Here is a 20,338-nt window from a genome sequence, read left to right as displayed (position 1 = left end):
CCTCGATCTTCCTCCCTAGAAGATTCCCGCGTAAGTTTTGGTCACATAGCTGATGCGCGCGCTCGATGAACTGCGAAACTGCACGCTCACCGTCACAGACCCGCTCGGCTCGAGCGAGGCGATATTGGCCGTGACGTACGGGTCGCCGTTGTAAACGCCGCTGGCGTTGACGAGCGTGGTGCCCGCCGAAAGTCCGGTCAACACGACCTGCAACGGCCCGCTGATGGCGCGCGCACTCGTGTTCGTAATGGTGATCGTCCCATTGTATGTGCGCGTTGCGCGATTGTAAATCAAGCCGGAACTGGTCGCACGGACCAAGCTCGATACATCCTCCGGCACGATGGCGATAGAGACAGTCGCCTGTGCGCTCGCGCCGTGCGGATCAGTTGCGCGGTAAGTGAATGAATCCGCGCCCGAAGCGCCCGGGTTGGGCGTGTAGGTCGCCGTGCGATTGCTGCTGTCGAACGCGACGTTGCCTTTGGTCGGAGCTGAAACGAGCGCGAAGCTGAGCGCATCGCCATCCGGATCGCTCGCCTCGAGCGCGAAGGTAAGCGGCGTGGCGTACACCACCGCGACGCTCTGGTCGCGGGCGATGGGCGCGCGATTGACTGGCGGGAGCGCAAAATAGGCGACCGGCATATCGTGATCCGAGATCCTTTCCGGGCGCGTCGCATCGTTGCGGAAAGTTTCAGGGAAATCGGCGTCGTTGCGCGCGTAGGCGAAGCGATTGAAGCGCCCGAAAGCGGCTTGATTGACGATGATGTGGTCGAGCACTTGCGCGTCGCCGTTGTTCACGAACGAGTAGCGTTCGGATGCCGGTAACTGGTCCACCAAATCGACGAAGTCAGGCTCCACTAAATCGCTTGAGGCGAGCACGACTTGATCGGGAGGCGTCGGTTGACCGCGCACCGTGCCGATCACGTCAACGTACCCGTCGTTGAACTGAAAAGCGTTGTAGTCGCCAACCGAAATGACCGGCTCCGTCGGCGTCGAGGTCTGCAAAGATTGCAAGAGGTTGGCTAAAAATTCCGCTTGCGCCCTTCGCTTGGCGCGCACGCGCTGCCCTCCGGTTGGATCGTTGATGCCCAAAAGGGATCGCAGATGGTTGACGATCACCGTTACGCCGAGCCCTAGATCCGTGCCATCGCGCCGCACGCGCGCGCGCAGGACGAGCGGGGGACGATCGTTCAATAGTTCCGGTTGATTCGTGATCGGATTGATGTAGGTTGCGTTCTTGCCCTCCTGCCGCACTTCGATGACCTCGACGCGATTCGTCTTGACCAGAAAACCGACGTCGATGCCGCCTTGATCGTTGCCTTCGATCAAGAAGGCCTGGTAATTCGGGTTCGGGCGTCCGGCAGCGACCTCGTCATCGTTCAATTTATTGGCGACCGCTTGAAGCGTCGCGAGGTTCTCCACCTCTTGGACGCCAATGATGTCGGGCGATCTCATCACTTGCCGGATGGCGAGCGAAGCTTTGTTCAACCGGTTATTGAAAGCCATCGGCGTCAGCACCGGCTCGTTGATCGCGGGATCATCGGTCGCATCGAAGAATCGCTCCATGTTGAACGAACCGACGGTGAACTCATCCGCCGTCGGTTCGGGCACGGCAATGGCGCTTCCTACATTCGATACGCTCGGCGGCGTTGCCGCATCTGGCAAGATGGTGTACGTGCGAAAGCCGAAATCGAGCGGCCCGACGATGTTCGAAACGATGCTGCCTGCCGTGACGTTCAGCGCCACGGCGCCAGGTTGAGCATCGCTGTCGATGCGCAGCTTCTCGGGGTTCGCATCGAAACGAGGTACGCAGCACGGCGCGCCAGCAGGCAACGGGTCAAGCACCGAGATGCCCGGCTCGCGAAACGGACGCGCCAAGCCCAAGACCACTCCGTAAAAGATCCCGTTCGAAACAGAGGTCGCTGTGGTTTCATTAACCGTGCCGCCCGTTGGACCGATCACGAGCAGCGAGTCAACGCGCACGCGCATCCCTTCGTACTTCTCAAGTTGCTCCACCGTCCCAGTGGGCGACGTATCGGCAGGCGTGAGCGTGATCGGCGTCGGCAACGGATTGTTGGTCGAAACGACCGTCACTGTGGGCGAATTAGAGATCTGCGTCAGCGGCGGACTGTTCGGGTCTGAAGACGGACGGAATTCGGTCACCGTGCCCGTGACGTTGACGCGATTGCCGATGGTCGCTGCCGAAGGCGGCGCGGAAGCAGTGAAGACGAAGATCCCTTCGGAACTGTTCGGATCGTTGTCGGCTTCTGAATCTGGAGCTTGAATGAAGAAACCGTTCGACTTCAACCCGGTCACGATGCCGCTCGTTGTGACCGTCTGCCCGACCAAAGGTGAAGAAGAGCCCGTGCCCTGAATCGTATGAATAGGTGTTATGGTCGGCGGCGAAGGTGATGGAGAAGGCGAAGGCGTCGGCGCTCCGCCGCAGGGGTTGAGCGGCGAGTTGGTGTTGCGCGGCGTCGGCGCGCCCGCAGAAAAATCGGCGTTGTTGTTGTTCGTGTCGGTACAGCCGTTGCCCGCTCGAATGGCGGCGGTGGTGTTGCTTAAGTTGACTGTCGGCCCAGCGCCCTCAAAGCAATTCGCCGTGCTGCCGTATCCGACGAAATCGACGATGTTTGCGGTCGGGCATGCGCCCGTGAGCGCGGAGGTGCTGTTGACGAGCGCGACTTTGCCCGACGTAGCGCTCATGGCGATGTTGCCGGTCGCATCAGGCGGCGGCAGATCGACCGTGCCGCCCCCACCGGCAGCCTGACGGATAAGGTAGTACTGGCCTGGTTGGAGCGTTCCCGAAAGCGTCGTCACCTGCCACGTCGTGCCGGTGCTCGAAGCGTATTGCACCGACCATCCGTTGAGGTTAACCGCCGTCGCGCCGCGATTGAATATCTCGATGAAGTCGTTTTTGTAAGTCGCGCCGCTGTTTCCGCCGCCGCCATAGACTTGACTGATGACGACCTGCGGCATGCTGGCTTGGGCGGCGACGCTCCCAGTCCAAAGGATCGCTTGATGAAGCGCGAAGATCGCCCCGACCAAAAAAGCCAACAACACACACCTACTGGCGGAGCAACGTCCGATTTTTGTGAACACGCGAAATCCCTTTCTCTCCGAAGAGGACATCGTTGTCAGAACAATTGGGAAGAGCGTCACCTTTTTACACGCGCTGCCGCGCGTCCGTCAAGACGACGAGGAAGAAATTTCCTCCCCCAAACCGCTTGAAGCAGAAGAATAGATTGTCCGGCGCTAAGCTTTGGTTACGCCGAGGTTAAATCCGAGTGAACTCCCCGCGGCAATGACTGACTTTTCTCGCCTTGCTCTCCCGGCGGTCCCACGATCGAGATCGCCGCATCGGTCGAAGATGAGGTCGATGACCTTCCTCGCTTTGTTCGGTCCGGCCCTCTCCTTGACGTTGACACCAGCCAGCACCGCTCGGGTTCAGCAACAGACAGAGACGTGGGTCGAAGGATATCCAAAGGTTCGACCGTATCGCGGGTCAGAAGCCGAAAAGCTACCGGTCGAAATCTTGAAAGTGAGGTCGGAAGAACACCCGCTCTTTTACCGCATCATCTCAAATAGAGATACGGAACAGCATGAACAAGTGGGTAACGGGCATCTCTTTCAACTGGGCTCTGATCGAGGGAGGTAAGGGCTTACGACGACTTAGCATAGAAACGCCTTTGCTCAACGCCGAACAGCCGCTCGCGCCCGGAGAGAGAACAATCACAAACGTCAAAAACTTCAACATCAGCAAACTTTTTCTCAAGGGCGCTGATTTGGGGGCGCGAAGTTGGATCGAAATTCTTGTGGGCAACGTCTTGTACAGCGACGGATCGAGTTGGCGCCCGATGACCAAAAGATGGCTTCTTTAGAGTTCTGCTGAAGACGCTCCTGGTTTTGATCTTCGTCTCGACGAGCGCGTTGTCCTTGCACCGCTCGCGGAGTTCTGCTGAAGACTGGCGCGCAGGGTTGATCCTCAATCGCCGACCGCTTGCAGTCTGGTGCGCGCTTCGGTCATGCGCGTTTCGGCTTTTGGCAGCATGAGGCGGAAGGTCGTGCCGCGTCCGATGGCGCTTTCGACCGAGATGCGTCCAGCGTGTTCTTGCACGATGCCGTAGGTGACGGCCAGTCCCAATCCGGTGCCGATGCCGATGCCTTTGGTCGTAAAGAAAGGGTCGTAGATCCGCGGCAAATCTTCCGGCGCGATGCCGATGCCATTGTCCGCGACCTCGATCACCACAACGCCATCCTCCTCACCGGTCGTCAATGTGATGCGACCGCCGTCGGTGATGGCATCGCGCGCGTTCAAAAGCAGATTCGTGAAGACCTGCTGCAGCTTCCCGGCGTTGCCCCAAGCGGGCGGCAATCCCTCGCGGTAACGCCGCTCGATTTCGATCTGCCCTTTGCGCAATTGCGGTTCGAGGAGTTGGAGCGTGTCGTCGAGCACGCGGTGGATATCGACCGGTCCGAATTCAGCGGCGCTCCCCGTGCGCGAGAAGTTCAGGAGGTTATTGACGATGCCAGCGGCGCGTCCGGCCTGTCGTTGAATCTTTTCGAGCAGGGCGTGTTTCGGATCCGTTGGCGGTATCATTCCGAGCAACATTTGCGTGTAGCTCGAAATGCCGGTGAGCGGCGTGTTGATCTCGTGCGCCACACCGGCAGCGAGCAAGCCAATCGAAGAGAGCTTTTCGGCCTGTTGCAATTGCTCTTCGAGTTGCGTGCGAGCCGTTGCATCTTCGAGCACGACGAGCGTTCCCGTGTTGCCGTGAACATCGGCGCGCTGCAATGGTGCGAGCGCGATGTTCAGCACCAACGGGCGACCGTCGCGCGTGCGTACGCGCAGCTTATATTTATGGCGCACCTCGGCGAGCGCCCATCCTGCGCCGCCGAGAAGCTCATGCAGCGTATGAGCGAACTCATCGTCGAACAGCTCTTCCACGCGGCAGCCGATGACCTCGTCGCGCCGCACCCGCATCATCTCTTCGAAGGCCGAATTGCAACGCGTGATCCGCCCGTCACGATCCACAGCCAGAAGACCGATGTTGACCGATTCGACGATCGATTCATTGAACTCCTTGAGCTGCTCGAGTTCAGCCGCGCGCGCTTTCTGCTCTTGATAGAGCAGGCTGTTTTCGATGGCGACGGCAACGTAACCGGAAACGGTGCGCAGGATCTCCAAGTCCTCCGATGAAAGGAGCGCGCCGTGTGCTGACCGGCCCAATCCGATGACGGCGACCACTCGTCCGCGCACCGCGCATGGCACGTAGTAGTGCAGCGCGCGCCGCACAGAGGCTTCCGATTCCGGGACGAGTTCAAGGTCGTCGGCGCGGACAACGCCCGTTTTGGCAGAATGAACGCGAATCGCCTCGCGGAAGTTGGCAGGCAACGTGACGCCGTTGAGCCCGACAGCGCGCGCCACACGATAGCCCGAAGGTTCGCCCGCATCCTCGATGAGGATGGCGATGCGCTCGACGCCTAAAACCTCTTGCAAGCGACTCACGAGCGCATCCAGCAGCGGCTCCAGCCCGGTGGTGGCCGAAAGCGTCCGCCCGAAATCGAGCAGGCTGTTCCTCAAGTCATAGCGCTCGCCATAAAAGAGCCGGTCCGTTTTCTCCTGCAAGAAGTTTTTGATCGGCGCCGCCGTCATCACGATCACCGCCATGGCAATCACTGCGACGACGAACCGCAGCGTCACCATTCCCGGCTGCAAGTCTTCGCTGCCGATGGCATACAATCCGGCCACATAGACCACCGACCCGATCATGAGCGCAATGGCCAAAGTCGTCAGCGCGTAGACGGCAGCGCGCCGGACGACGATATCGACGTCCATGAGACGGTAGCGCACCACCGAATTGCCGAAGGTGAGCGGAATCAAAGCCAACGGCACAAGCGAGAGGTCCGTCACCCAGCTTTCGACGACGGCTCCCTCAGACAAGTAGGCGATGGCGTAGAAGAACGTAAACGGCGCAATGGCCAGAGCCGATCCCCAAACTATCCACTTCAGTTGTTGCCGGACGACAGCGTTCTCGCTGCGGACGAAACGGCGCACCAGCAGCATCGCGCCCAGCACGAGCGATGCCCAAAAGAGCGCGAACGACGCGGTATAAAGCCCCGCAATCCAATCGCTCGGCACCTCAAGTCGGGAAGAAGGGACGAAGTGAACGAGCGCAGCAAAGCCGATGAGCGCCACCGCCGGAGCGTAGAGCAAAGCCAACAGCCAGCGCCTTCCGTCGAACAATCGGCGACGAACCGGATAGAGGGCGCAGAAGTGTATGAAGAGCGGCGCAAAAAGAACCAGCGCTGCCGTGTCTAAAAAGGCAATGGCGAGATCGAGATCTTCGTACGTTCCGATCGGCTTGTAGAAATGGAAGACGAAGGCCGTCAGACAAAGAGCGACGAAGTGCGGCACGAAAGGCGTCCGTCCGCCCTGTTTGAGGAGGACGAAGAGACCGACCAAAAGATAGATGAGGCCGATCGACTCGACGATCAGGCCACGCGCTGTCCAACGCTCGACCGAGTCCAGACCGTAGAGATCGGCGTAGTAGAAACGCGTGTCAGGCGGAAACGAGGGGCGCTCGATCAAGTAGTGGAGGTTGCCGCCGATTCCCGCTTGTTCCAGATAGATCTGCACATGCTCGGCACGCTCCAATTGCTGGAAGTGTAAGTCGTCGAAAGCGACGGCGAGCAACTTGTCTCCGGGCAGAATTCCGGCGCGCGCGCCGACCGACCCGGGCATGACCGACCGCGCGATGATACCCTCTTTGCCGTTGGTCCACTCAACGCCGTCTGTAGGTGGCAGATCGTGCGTCACCCGCTGCGCGAAGTTGAGCGCCCCAGCAGCGAAGAGCACCGCCGCCAGGATCAGCAACGCCCAAGTTCGAGTTGTAAGCACGGGGTTCTTCACGATCTAGCCATCAGGCGATGAGATGTGAAACCTTCTCCTTGTTTGCGGCAAACGCCGTTCCACTCGCTCCCTGACACCGCCGGAAGCCGTCCGCAGGAGCGCCACGCCGACTCCGAAAGATAGCAACCATCAATATTTTACGCAAAACGACGGAGGCCTCGTCGCCCCGTCTCACGGGGGTTTCGGAGCGCACGCTGATCTCCAAAATCTTGGATTTCATCCAAAATCTCGGATGAGAGCCGCGCGCGGCCCGTCAGATCAAAGCCGCAAACCTTTGATGCCAAACCATATATGCTTCAACCGCGACCACGCGCGAAGCGCAAGGGGATCTCCAAAATTTTGAATTCCCCCTCACGCACCACAAACGCGGCCTGACACTAACTTCTGCCTTGGTAGGGCAAAGCGGAGCGCAACTGCCGCCGATGCTCCTCCGTTCATCGGAAGAGATCAAGCCCGCGTCTTGAAAGCCAGCGCGGGCTTGAAGTCGCGCGATCTTTCGCCGTCTTTTCAGCCGAAAACTAGAACCGAATCAGAATACCTCCGCGCACGGATCGCGGGAGCGAGCTGACGAAAACCACTTTTTCGCCGTCATCCGCGTTGGGTTGAAGGTTCAATACGTTGCGCGCGTCAAGGACCGCTTCCGCGCGGACGGGCAGGCCGAAGGTCGGCAACTCTTGCGTGACCAGAATGCTCAACGACGGATCATAGACGGCCAAGCGTCCGGCGAACGGGTCAATGGCAAAGATCGTGGCGCGCGGCGAAAACCTGAAGACCGTCTGCACGCGCGTCCCGCTTCCTAGATCGGCATCCATCTGCGCTGCGACCGTTTGGAAGAGGCCATCGCGGAAGAGTCGTGCAGGGTCCCGAAGCCCTTCCGCAGAAAGTTCTTGACCATGCCCGAAAGAATAGCCGGCCGATGCGCTCAACGCTCGACTGATGCGTCGCGTGTAGATGACGCGCAGACCGCGCGCCGCCCCTTGTTGATTAGCGATGCGCAGCAGTTCAGCTCCGCCTTCGCCTTTGGTCGCAGTCGGCGGCAGCGCCATCAAGCCGACGCCGCGTCCATCCACTGTGTCGAAAAAGGCGGTCGCTTCCACGCGCGAACGCTCGTCCAAGACGCGTTCCAAACCGATCTCCAAGCGACGACTGCGTTCGACCACGGCGCGCCCGTCAACGAGCGCCACTGGCTGCGTCCCGACCCTTTCAAACGTCGCCTCGCTTCCTTCGACCACCGTTTCCCGGTGCGTTCTTTCTTTCGGCGCCGCGGCGTAGGCGGCTCGAACGCGCGTGCGCGCATTGAGGTCGAACTGCATGCCCAATCTCGGTACCAATGAACCGGCATCGCCCGCACCTACTAAGCGCGCATAATCCAGTCCGAGCAGCACCACCACGCCATCGCGCACGACCCATTCATCCACGGCCCGCACGGAGAGTTGCTGCAAGTCTTCGTTCAGCAACGGGTGTGACTGCTGTGCGACCAGCAACTTCGCTTGCGCGCTGCCGATGGTCACGCTTGCGCGATGACGGTCGTTGATCCGCCGCCGCGCCGTCGCCTCAAAGCGCGATCCAGCGCCAGCACTTACTTGCCCGACGAAAACCAGATCCAAGTCGGCATTGACCGGCGTGGCGACGGCAAAGTTAACTCCAGGGACAGTGCGGCGTAAAACGCCATCGGAAGCGGCGAAGTAAGTTTCAACGACGCCGTGCGCTTCTCGTCGAGTCGGCGGCTCTTCAAACGGCGCGCGTGGCTCTTCCTCTTCGAGATTGAAGACCGATCGGCGGTTGTTGGCCAGACGAAGACGCCACTTCGGATCGCCGCGGTCGGTTCGTCTTTCCGGCAGCGTACGCCCTAAACCGACCGGCTCCAAGTTGAAGCGATAAACGAGTTCAGATGATGGGGTGACAACCACCGACGCGAAGCTCGTCGCATTGAAGCCGTCGGCAATGGCGCGCAGGATGTACCGCCCGGGAAGCGCGCGCAGACTGAAAGAACCATCCGTCGAGCTGCGCGTTTGGCGGACGATCTTCTCGGCACCTTCGCGCACGAGGATGATCAGAGCGCCAGCGAGCGGGCGGCCTTGCTCATCGCGCACCGATCCTGTGATGGTGCCGAATGGGCGGCTGCTTCCTAGAACCTCCGCAGCAGGCAGCGCGATGCAAAGCAACAACGCGCCAACGACCGCCGCGCCAAAGGGCAATCGGGCTTTCTTCATCTTCATCAGACCCTCCCTCGGCATGGACGCCTTCCAGCAACCGCGTGGCGAGCCGTGCGAACTGCAACCAAACGGACGCACGTCAGAAAGATTTGACCGTTCGGTTGAAGTTTGGGCTTAATTTTCCGCCATGCTCGTAAGGGGTGTCAAGCTGCGCGCCTGCGGAGTTTAAATGTTTTGAGCGAGCTGGGGCACCGTCGGCCTCTGTGTTTCTGTCTTGTGTCGAGCTACGCTTTCGGCGAAAGGCAGCGCGTGTATTCGAGCTAAGCCGCGCTTGGTCTTCGCCATTGCGACGCGAAGAACTTGTCTTGAAAGGCGAAAGCGCGCCGCTTCGGCGAAGACCAAGCTTCAAAGAAGCGCTCGAACGAGCCCATCCATCGTTTTCATGAGGAGAACACGACTTGCTTTGAGTTTCGGACGCGCTCGGGCTTCAGTCGATCGTGTGCTTTCGAGATTTGTCGCTGGGGCCAGCGCAGAGCGCATCGGCTGCCGCCTTGAGATCATGTCGTCGAGTTGCCAACAGCTCCTTGCGACGCTCGTACCATTCCTCGTCCGCCGCTTCACGCGCTCTTTCCGCCATTAAGGCGCGGCGCGTCTCCGTCGGCGCTGGCCCGCCAGTAACATTTCGCACGCCGACAAAGCTCGTCGGATCGAGCGACGCGCGAACCACTTCGGGCGACACCGACAGCGTGCGCCCGATCACCTCGCGCGCCGCCTCTTGCAACAACCTATGTGCCGCCTGCGCAACGAGCTCAATGTGCAAACTGTCCGCCGGCGTTTGAATCGCTTCCAACACGCTCTGCGTGCGACGCACAAAAGCCGCGACGATACGGTGCGCCGTCTGAAAAGCCAACCCTTCGTGCCGCACGAGCGCGTCGGCAAGTTCGGTCACGGTGATGAAATCTTCCGAAGCGCGCTCGCGTAACCGGTCCACATTGAATTGCGCGCTCGAAAGAACGGCGGCAAAGAGAGCGGTCGCGCGCCGCGCGTCGTGGAGCGCGCGCCAGACCAAAGGTTGCAGATCATCTTCGGCATCGTTGATGTCGCCGAACGGCGTGTTGTGGACCACTGTGAAGACGCTCTGCGCTTCGGCGAGCGCGCAACTGGCGAGCGCGCGCACGTGTTCGAGCGCGACCGGATTGCGCTTCTGCGGCATGATGCTCGAAATCTGCACGTAACCATCCGAAAGCCGCAAGAAGCCGAACTCGCGCGTCGCCATTAAGAGGAAATCTTGCGCGAACCGACCCACGTCGACCATCGCCACCGCTACAGCACCCATCGCTTCGGTCAAGTAATCGACGGCGCTGATCGCCGCGTAAGAGTTCTCCGCGACGCCTTCAAACCCCAGCAATTCAGCCGTGCGCGCGCGGTCGATGGCAAACCCCGTAGTCGTGATGGCGCAAGCGCCGAGCGGCGAATGGTTGGCGTTCTCGAAAGCGCGCTGCAACCGCGCGATATCGCGACCCAACACCTCCGCCATCGCCAGAAGGTAGTGCGCGAGCGTCGTCGGCTGGGCCGGTTGCGTGTGCGTGTAGGCCGGAATGGTCGTCTCATGGTGAAGAGCCGCTTGATCGAGCAGCGCGCGGCGCAGATCCATCGCCGCGCGGATCAGCGCAAGAAGATCGCGCCTGAGCCTCATGCGGTAGATCGTCACGTCTATGTCGTTGCGACTGCGCGCCGTGTGCAAACGTCCGGCCACGTCTTCACCACACATCTCGCTGAGTCGGCGTTGCAGGTAGAAGAAGAGGTCTTCGCAGCTTCCATCATAACGCGCGGCGAATATCTCGTCGCGATTCAACTCGTTGAGCGCACGCAGGATCAGGCAAGCGTTTTCGCGCGCAAGGATCCCCTGCTCAGCGAGCATCACTGCGTGCGCGACGTCAACCTCGATGAACGCATCGAGAAAAAGGCGCTTAGCCTCCTCGAAGGTCTCTGCCAGCACGTTCTCCGCATATGCTGGTGCCGGGAATTTCTCTTCCATCATCGTCCTCTTGACGTTTCGGTTTTCCGAACGCTTTGCGACGAACGGCGCAAAGTTCGCCCTTCGCCGCGTGTCGGGGCTTTCGCTAAACTCAATAGATTGGCGAAGAGTCGATACGCGCCGGGCACGCCTTCGGGCAATTGCCTGAACCACGCGTAGGACGTATAGACGTACTTGCCGCGCCCGATCTCGGCATAAACTTCGCCGCCCGTCTGCGGCGGCTCGCCCGCATCGTGCGATTCGAGCAAAGGCACGTAACGCGCATCGTAAGTCGTAAAATTGTAGAGGCTGCGCTCCTGCACCCAACCGCGCCAATCCGCTTCCGTGATCTTGTTCGGGAAGTTGAAGGCCGGATGCTCCGGCACGAGCGTTCTCACCGGCGCGTTCTCGTCCGTGACGCGCGCGGCCATTTTCGCCGGAAACGGAGCCAAGCCGCGCTCGACGTAGTCCGGGCGTTGGTATTGCACGATCAACGTCCCGCCTCGCCGCACGTAATCGAGCAGACGACGATTGTTGGCGACGAAATCGGGGCGCACCTGCGAGGCCCTGATGCCGACGACGATCACGTCGAAACGCGCAAGATCGCCGACTGAAAGCGCGTCTTCATCGAGCAACGTGACGTCAAGCCCCATCTGCCTGATCGCTTCGGGCACGCGGTCGCCGCTTCCCATGATGTAGCCGACGCGCACGGGCGCGACCTTCAAATCGAGCACGCGAAACGTCGCTTGCGCCGGAACGTAAACGCGATGCGTCTGAATGTGCGGATAGCTGATTTCATGCTCCGCGAGCGCGAACCTTCGCCCGCCGATCTCGGCTTCGGCGCCGAGCTTATACGCATCTTCGCGTGTGCCACCGGGAACGCGCACCGTGAAGATGAGCGAAGTCCTTTCGCCTTCACGCTCTAAGTCGAACCGGGCCGCCGCTGGCTCGACGCGCCAACCGGCGGGCACGTTCAACCTCACCGTTCCCTTCACTTCGCGCGCAGCGTTGTTCCGCAAGCGGATGAAGACTTTCCGTTCCGTCTCTTGCGCCGAAGTCGGAACGATGACCAATTCCGGATCGAGCGTGACCGAAACGAGCGGCACGACGTTTATCTCGCGCCTGATCTCGCCGCGGATCGGGTCGGCGTAACGGTATTGGACCGGCGCGGAGATCGTAACCGATTCACCGCTGATCACTGCTTCGACTTCGGCGCGCAAGATGGGCGCGTCGAACGGCATGCTCTTCGGCGCGTCGCTGGGCCAGTGGAAAAGGTCTCCCCGACGCGGCTCGCGCAACCAGTAAGGCATTGTCGGCGGAGCATCGCCCGGCACGGCAACGCGAAACAGCGCTTGTCTTTGTGGCGATTCGCGCCATCCGAACACGCCGCTTTGGGCCTCTGCCGCCGACTCGATCTGTTCGACGCGCCAACCGCTAGGCGCGCGCAACCGGATCGCTTTCACCTCCGCCGCTTTTTCATCCGGCAAAAAGACGCGCGCTGTGACGGTCAATGAATCTCCGGCCACCACCGTTTCATCATCGGCCAGCGCGTCGACCTTGACCGCCGCCGCGCGCCACAACGCTTCGGCGAACTGCGCCTCTTTCTGCACGAGCAAGAAGTCGGCATCATACTTCGCGTTTTCACTCTCAACGCTCGCGCGCAAGCTGGCGCGCAGTTTGCGCGTCTGTTGCAACCCTTCGGCGAGGACGGGGACGAGTTTGCGCGGCTCCATCGCATCGAACTCGCGCAAAGCGCGGCGTGCGAGAAGCTGCACGGCGCCAAGCCCCTCGATGATGCGCGCGTCGCGCAAGCCAGCCAACCGCGCGATGCCGCGGATCGAAACGTCTATCCCATCGAATACGCTCCGTTCGCCGCTCGAGCCAACGGCGCTTTCGAGCAAGCGGACGCCGGAAGTCTGCGGACCGAGCAGTTCAAGCGCGCCCATCTCCTGCGACTTGTGCTGGCTTCGACCCTCCATCGCGATCTCGAAGTAGCTACGACCGAGCAAGTCATCGTGACGACCGGTGTCGAGCAGCAGCGTCGGACGGTTGTTCGGATCGGCGCTGCGACCGATCCCCTCGCTCACGTAAATTTTGAGCGCGCGCCACGGGCGCAATCCTTCCGCGATCTGCTCGGGAAACTCCTTCGGATCGGCAGCCGCGCGAAAAGCTATTGGCGTCAGATACCCGGCAAGCTGATGTTGACCGTGACCATCGGCGGGCGTGCCCGTAAAGCGCGCGATGATGACGAGCGGGCGAAAGAGCCTTATGACGCGCACCATGTCGGCCAAGATCTCGCGTTCGCCCCAACGCGCGGCAGCTTCCGCGCGCGTCTTCGTGAAGCCGAAGTCGTACGCGCGCGTGAAGAACTGTTCGCCGCCATCGAGCCGACGCGCCTGCAGCAGCTCTTCGGTGCGAATCACGCCTAAAGGCTCAAACAGCTCTGGACCGATGATGTTCTGCCCGCCCTCGCCGCGGTTGAGCGCCAAATACGCGACGCGCGCCCCATCGCCGCGCGCAAGACGCGCGATGAGCGCCGAATCCTCATCATCCGGATGAGCGCCCGTATGCAACGCGCTCGCCGTGGTTTGCAAACGCACGAGCAACTGGCCCAGCGCCAAAGCGCCACGCTCGTATGGCGAACGCACCCCTTGCGCTCGACTGACGGGGAGCGCAGCGATCGCCACCGCCAACGCGCAAAGCCAACAGATCGCGCGATGAAGCCTTTTTAATCTCATCTTTCGATCACGTTTCGATCCCGCGAAATATCGCTCAGCACATCAGAAGCCTTCACGAGGCTAACCCTTTCGCCCCTCGATCAGTCAAACTCAAAAGCGTTCCGACGACGACCACCACGACGCACCCGATGACGTTGAACCACAAGAAAGCGATCTCCGTGTACCGGCTTGCGATCCAAACGGACGCGATGCCGAAGAGCAACCCCCAGAAAGCGCCGCGCGCGGTCGCGCGCGGTACGGCGAAAGCCAGGACGAAGACGCCGAGCAACGAACCGTAGAAGAAAGAGCCGAAGCGATTGACGACTTCGATCAACGAACCGAGCGAAGTCGAATAGAGCGCGACGATGCACGCGAACACGCCCCAAAAGGCGGTGGCGACGCGCCCCGCCAGAACGTAATGGCGATCGGGCGCTTCCGGCTTGAAGTGCCGACGGTAGATGTCGATCACCGATGCTGTCGCAAGCGCGTTCAGTTCCGCCGAGATGCTCGACATCGCCGCGGCGAAGATCGCCGCGATGATCAATCCGACGACGCCGATCGGCATGTGCTGAACGACGAAGGTCGGAAAGACGTAGTTGACATCGGTAAAATTGCGGTTGCTGTTTTCGCTGCGGACCGTCTCCAATCCTTTTCTGCGCGCCTCTTCAAATGCCCGCTCAGCCTCCAGATAATCTCGCCGGGCTTGGTCCACTGTGCCGCCCGACGCATCGCGCATGGCGCGCACGTACTCGATGGCGGCCCGTTCGCGCGCCGCGTGCGCCGTTTCGAACTCAACGCTCAACCGCCGCGCATCGAGCGACTCTCGTCGCTCAATACGCTCGGCTTCGACGCGGTTGAAGATGAGCGGCGGACGTTCGAATAGATAGAAGACGAAGACCAAAACGCCGATAAGCAGAATGAAAAATTGCATCGGGATCTTGATGAAAGCGCTCATCAGCAGCGACGTCCGCCCCTCATTGACCGAACGCGCCGTCAGATACCGCTGCACTTGGCTCTGGTCGCAGCCGAAATATGAGAGCATCAGGAAGAGGCCGCCGATCAAACCGGACCAAAGCGTGTAACTCTCCCGTAGATCGAAACGCGCATCCACGGTCGTCAAACGGCCTGCCGCGCCCGCCAAATGGAGCGCATCCGTGAAGGCGACGCCCTCAGGAAGTTTCGAAAGGATGACGAAGAGGCAGACGCCTAGGCCGATGAAGATGATGACCATCTGTTTGACGTCGGTCCACGTCACGGCCTGCACGCCGCCAGCCATCGTGTAGATGGTCGTCGTTAGCCCCATCGCGAAGACGGTCGCCGCTTCGCTCCAGCCAAGAACGATCGAAAGGATGACGGATGGCGCCGCGATGATCACGCCGACGCCCAAGCCCCGCGAGAGCAGAAAGAAGAAGCTCGTGAGCGTGCGCGTGCGCGCATCGAAACGACGCTCCAAATACTCGTAAGCCGTAAAGACCTTGGCGCGATAGAAGAAGGGCACCGCCGTCATGCAGAGGATCACCATCGCAAACGGCAGTCCGTAGTAGAACTGGATGAAGCGCATGCCGTCGGCAAACGCCTGCCCGGTCGTGCCCACGAGCGTGATCGCCGATAGCTGCGTCGCCATCACCGAGAGGCCGACCGCCCACCAAGGAAGGCTGCGGTCGGCGAGGAAGTAACCCTCGACCTTGCCGCTGTGCTTCGAGAGCCGCACGCCATCCCAGACGATGTAGACGAGATAAGCGGCGACCACCGCCCAGTCAACCCAACTCATGTGCGAGCATTCCTTTTTGCGTGCCGCATCTGGAATCGAGCGCCGCGTGCGTTCGGCGTTGGAACGAGGGCGCGCTCAACGCGAAAAAACCGCCGAAAAGAGCCAGAGAGCGCCGATCAACGCGACGGTGTAAATGACGACCGCCAAGTACACGCGAGGCCAACGAGCTTCCTCCTGTTCGTTTTCAAGCGGCGAATCGGTCATCTGTTTCGCATCTCCTTCGACAAAAGTGCGCCCCAAGTGAGGGCACGCCTCTCCCCAGCGAAGATCCGATGGACACGTGGGAGAGGCTAAAAGTTGAACTTAAAGCCGAGCTGAAACTGTCGGCTATCGGTTCCAACCGGATTTCGTTTTGTAAAATCAGGCAGCGGCCCGGTCAAGCTCCCGTCGGGATTGGTCGGCACCACGCCGTTGACCGAAACGATGCTGTTGATATTGAAGACGTTGATGAACTCGCCGAAGACCTCGATGTTGAATCGCTCGCTCAAGCGAATGAAGCGCGCGTAGCGCAGGTCAACGTTGTACCGATGCGGCGTGCGCCCCGTGTTGCGCCCGATGAAGAGCGGGCGATCGGCGTTGCCAGCCGCGCCGAAGCCATCTTGGTTCAAATCGCGTCCCGTTGTGATGTTGAAGGTCTCGCCGCTGTTGGCCGTCGCGATGATCCCCAATTGATTATCGTTGAGCACGCTTCGCCAGAACCCGCTCTCGACGTTGAAGGTCGGACGGGCGACGAAGCTCAAGACGAACGTGTGACGTTGATCGGCAAAGGAGTTCCCGCGATCGCGACGACGGTTCGTCGGATCCGAAAGCACGTAGCTCGTCGCCGCAACGAGGTTCTGCTCTGGAGCGTCGTCGATTGCGTGCGAGTAGGTGTAGTTTGCGCTGAATTGATAACCGGAAGAGAAGCGCTTGCTGAGAATGAGCGTGCCCGCCGTGTAGTTTGAGGTGCCGACCGATTCAACCATCAAGACGTTGTTGAACTGCGGATAGAGGCGCGTCGTCGGACTCACTACGGTGCTGAACACTGGACGACCGTCGGCCAAAAACCCGATCGGATTGATCGGGTTGATATTGCGATAGACGGGCAGATGCGTCCCATGCGAGTTGATGAAACCGACGGTCAACGCGAGATTCGGCGACAACGCTTGTTCCAACTGCAAGTTCGTATGGAAAGCGACGAGGTTCTCATAATCAGGCGAGACGGCTTCGATGCTCTGGCGCGGCAACGTTGCGCCGGGAGGAAGCGAACCGAGCGTGTTCGGAAAACGCGGCGCTCCCGTGCCGCTCGGACCAACGACGAAAGTGATGAAGCGCGGGTTGCCGTTGCTTTGCAACGCGCGCCGGTAGATGTCGAGCCAAGGCTGTTCGTAGTAAAGTCCAGCGCTCGCGCGCAGAACCGTCGGCAGCGTCCCTTCCCGCAAGGCATAACTGATGCCGAGCCGCGGCGCGAAGTTGTTCTTGTCTGTGCGGAAGCGTCGTGAGAAATCGAGCGGCGCGTTTGGATCGCCATCAGGCACGTCGTATAGATCGTAACGCACGCCGTAGTTGATCTTCAAACGCGGCGTCGCTTTCCAATCGTCCTGCACGAACGCTTGATAGAAAGTGGCTGGGACGGTGATGCTCGGGTCGCCGAGCGTCTCGGTGTACTGCGTGTAACTGAAAGGATTCGCCCCGCTCTTTGCTGCTACATAGGCGGCGATCGAGGGGAAGGTGTAACGCGCAAAGACGCCCGCCCGTTGCGTCTGCCGGACGCGGTTGAAGCCCGCGCCGAACTTGATCGTGTGCAGGCCGCGCGTGACCGTTACGTTATCGAGCAGTTGATTCGACGTTTCGAGCGGCGCGATCGTGTTGGCGTTCTCCGGGGCGCCGAAAGCAGCGATGCCTGAGATCAAGATCGACGGACGGCTGCCGGAATTTTCGTTCGGCAAGTTTTCGGACCGGCGCCGCGCATACTGATAGCGAAGTTCGTTCAAAACGACCGGAGAGAAAGTCGAAACCAATTGCACGCCGACCGAATCGGCCCGGTCGATGAAATCTATGCTTCGCTCGAGCGTCGTCGTGCCGCCGGCGATGTTGTTCGGCGACGTATTGCGAAATAGATTGAAGCGTCCGACGAGACGATGCTTGTCCGTCAACTGCACATCCGTGCGAACGATGAAGAAGTTGACCCGCTGCGAAGCCGGAATCGAGTTCGGGAAAGCGCTTGGACTGACGCCAGCGGCGATCAAGGCTTCCTGATCGGCCCTGCTGATCGTGATGACGCGCTGCGGTTCGCCCGCTAAATCGCGCGTGACGCGTTCAAAGCCCGCGTAGAAATGCCAACGGTTGCGGATAATCGGTCCACCCAATGCCGCCGTATAGTCATCGACTTTGGTCTCCGGCTTCGGCTTGGCCGGATCGGAGAAGAAAGGGCGCGATGAAAACGGCGTGCGTCGGAAACGATAGCCGACCGTGCCGCGATATTCGTTCGTCCCGGCGCGCGTCACCGCGTTGAAGACCACTCCGGGCGTATTGCCGAACTCCGGAGCAAAACCGTTCGTCACGACCTGAATTTCGCCGATGAAGATCTCAGAGATGGGCATCAGTCTGATCCCTGCTCGGTCCGATTGCGTGTTGTAGTTGCCATCGAGCTGGTAGTTGATCCGTCGCGCATAGCCGTTGGCGCTGATGCGCGGCACGCCGAACTCGACGTTGGGCCGCCCGACAACGTTCGCTTGAAGCAACGCGAAATTATACGGGTTGCGCGAAACCAACGGGAGATTGGTCACTTCGCGCTCGTTGATGACGCGCCCTAAGTCGATCTTGGCCGGATCCGCAACCGGCGCATCGCTGCTGACGGTGACCGTTTCGTTGACGCCGCCTGGCTCAAGCACAAGATCCGCGGTCGCCGTTTGACCGGCTGCAAGCTTGATCCCTTCGCGGACGAGCCGTTTGAACCCCGAAGCTTCGACTTCAAGGCGATAAGCTCCAAGCGGCAGCAGCGGCGCGCGATAGAATCCCTTTTCGTCCGTCTGAACCGTGCGCGTCGCGCCCGTCTCAGCGTTTGTCACAGTGATCCTCGCCCCAACGATAGCGGCACCGTTGACGTCTTTAACGGTGCCCTCGATCTGCCCGTTGAGCGCCTGTGATTGCGCGTAAAGCGCGCCCTGACTTGCGAGGCAAAACGTCAAAACGAGAAGCGATCTCGAAACCGACCTGCTTCGTTCACGTCTCAGAGCGAACATCTCTATGCCCTCCCAAGGATGGTGGCGCGGAAAGTCGTTCCTTTGCGCCGATCAAGGTGATCCAGTTTCGCCAAACTTTGCGCCAACTTCTCGTAAAGCGATTCGTTGGCGCGCTCGAGCGCAAGTTTCACGCTGCCCATCAAAGCAGCCTCTTCGCCGAGTTCCGTCGAAACGAGCGCCGGGCAGTTCTGCGCGATGCGCGACGCGATCTTCTGCAAGCGTGGCAAGAGATCGGGCGCCGACGCGATCAAGCGTCCGCCGAAGATGATCATCTCCGGATCGAGAATTGTCGCGATGTTAGCAACAGCGGCTCCGAGCCGCAGGACGTCCTCTTCGCCGAGCCTGGTCGCCGCTTTCGCGCGCGACGACCGTCGCGCTCTCGGTGCCGCGCCGACGTAGAACTCAAGGTAACCGGCAGCGCCGAAATCAGCATCCCACTCGCGAAAATCGACGTTGATGTGGCTGATTTCGCCCGCGTGCCAACGGTGACCGCGATGAAGACGATCTTCGATGACGATGCCTGCGCCGATGCCCGCATCCATCCAGATGAAGACGAAGTTGTGCACGCCGCGCGCGCGCCCGCACCATTGCTCGCCGAGCGCAGCGAGATTGACGTCGTTGTCCACGATGATCGGCGCGCCGAGTTGTTCGCTCAGCATCGCCCGGACCTCGACGTTGGCCCACCCTTTTAAGTTCGCCGCTTCGATCACTACGCCACGCGCGACGTCGGTCATGCCGGGGGCGCCAACGGCCACCGCAAACAGAGGAGCTTTGATCTGCTCGCCCAAGATCCTGCGCGTCGCCGCCGCCAGCCGACGAAGCAATCGACGCGGACGCACATCGCTGATTCCTTCGAGCGTCCGCTTCTGCAAGATGCGACCGTTCATGTCCGCAACGGCGAGTTGGATGGAGCTGGTGCCGATGTTTGCGCCGACGACCACTCCGCACCCGGCGTTGAACCCCAAAAGCTGTGGCTTTCGCCCTCCGTTGGAAACGCCTTCGCCCCGCTCTTCGAGCAGCCCAGCCTTAAGCAACCTTTCGACGAGCGCCGATACGGTCGGCGGACTCAAGCGCGTCGCGCGCGCAAGTTCAGCACGCGAGACGGTGCCGAGTTTGCGCACCGCGCGCAACACGCGCTGCGCGTTGTGCGCGCGCATCGCCTGCGCATCCATCTTGCCGCTCCCACGCATCGGCCCTGCCACACTTTGGCAAGTAACTTTATTAAGCCTTTTAACAAGGCTTTAAGTTGATGTCAAGAACAAAAATTCCTGACGACCGTGACTTCCAAACGCCACTGTCTCTGCGTTCGCCGCCCCACCTTGAGGAATCGGCTCTTCATGCGGCGTAAGGCGAGCCGTCGTATGGCCGTATGAGAGATTGAATCCTGCGGCTCCGGTCGCCGTGCGACCCGAATTTTTGGCCTTCCCTGAAAGACTGCGCCTTCGCGGCGATGCGGAGCGAGCAAAATAGCACTTCATCGAGCAGCGCTGGGACTGAAGACCGTTCGACCGAAAAGCTTTTTCAGACCTCAAGCTCGGTCCTG

General features: G+C 60.6%; 9 protein-coding genes. All 9 read right to left on the bottom strand.

Annotated elements, in window-relative coordinates:
- Positions 1–15: 15 nt before the first annotated feature.
- Complete coding sequence (locus C4334_RS05870) at positions 16–3,054, bottom strand: Ig-like domain-containing protein (protein ID WP_352431152.1); 3,039 nt, start codon at positions 3,052–3,054, stop codon at positions 16–18.
- Between the two features lie 928 nt (positions 3,055–3,982).
- Positions 3,983–6,898: an ATP-binding protein gene (locus C4334_RS05865; protein ID WP_352431151.1), complete on the bottom strand. Its 2,916-nt coding sequence runs from the start codon at positions 6,896–6,898 to the stop codon at positions 3,983–3,985.
- A gap of 530 nt (positions 6,899–7,428) precedes the next feature.
- Entirely contained in the window at positions 7,429–9,129 is a 1,701-nt protein-coding gene (locus C4334_RS05860; protein WP_352431150.1) for a TonB-dependent receptor, read from the bottom strand.
- Positions 9,130–9,553: 424 nt separating this feature from the next.
- The gene (gene argH, locus C4334_RS05855; protein WP_352431149.1) at positions 9,554–11,107 is read right to left on the bottom strand and encodes an argininosuccinate lyase; all 1,554 of its coding nucleotides are present in this window, start codon (positions 11,105–11,107) and stop codon (positions 9,554–9,556) included.
- On the bottom strand, positions 11,104–13,821 hold the full coding sequence (locus C4334_RS05850) for a PIG-L family deacetylase (protein ID WP_352431148.1): 2,718 nt from the start codon (positions 13,819–13,821) through the stop codon (positions 11,104–11,106). The genes argH and C4334_RS05850 overlap by 4 nt, the downstream gene beginning before the upstream one ends.
- 52 nt (positions 13,822–13,873) lie before the next feature.
- Positions 13,874–15,571: a sodium:solute symporter family transporter gene (locus C4334_RS05845; protein WP_352431147.1), complete on the bottom strand. Its 1,698-nt coding sequence runs from the start codon at positions 15,569–15,571 to the stop codon at positions 13,874–13,876.
- Between the two features lie 75 nt (positions 15,572–15,646).
- On the bottom strand, positions 15,647–15,775 hold the full coding sequence (locus C4334_RS05840) for a hypothetical protein (RefSeq protein ID WP_352431146.1): 129 nt from the start codon (positions 15,773–15,775) through the stop codon (positions 15,647–15,649).
- An 86-nt stretch (positions 15,776–15,861) separates the two neighbouring features.
- A complete protein-coding gene (locus tag C4334_RS05835; RefSeq protein ID WP_352431145.1) occupies positions 15,862–18,741 on the bottom strand; it encodes a TonB-dependent receptor in 2,880 nt (959 codons plus the stop codon).
- A gap of 56 nt (positions 18,742–18,797) precedes the next feature.
- A complete protein-coding gene (locus tag C4334_RS05830; protein WP_352431144.1) occupies positions 18,798–19,967 on the bottom strand; it encodes an ROK family transcriptional regulator in 1,170 nt (389 codons plus the stop codon).
- Positions 19,968–20,338 lie beyond the last annotated feature (371 nt).

This window comes from Pyrinomonas sp. (genome assembly GCF_040289685.1).
Classification (GTDB): Bacteria; Acidobacteriota; Blastocatellia; order Pyrinomonadales; family Pyrinomonadaceae; genus Pyrinomonas.
Note: the sequence above shows the minus strand (reverse complement) of the source record. Positions and strands in the feature narration are given on the sequence as shown.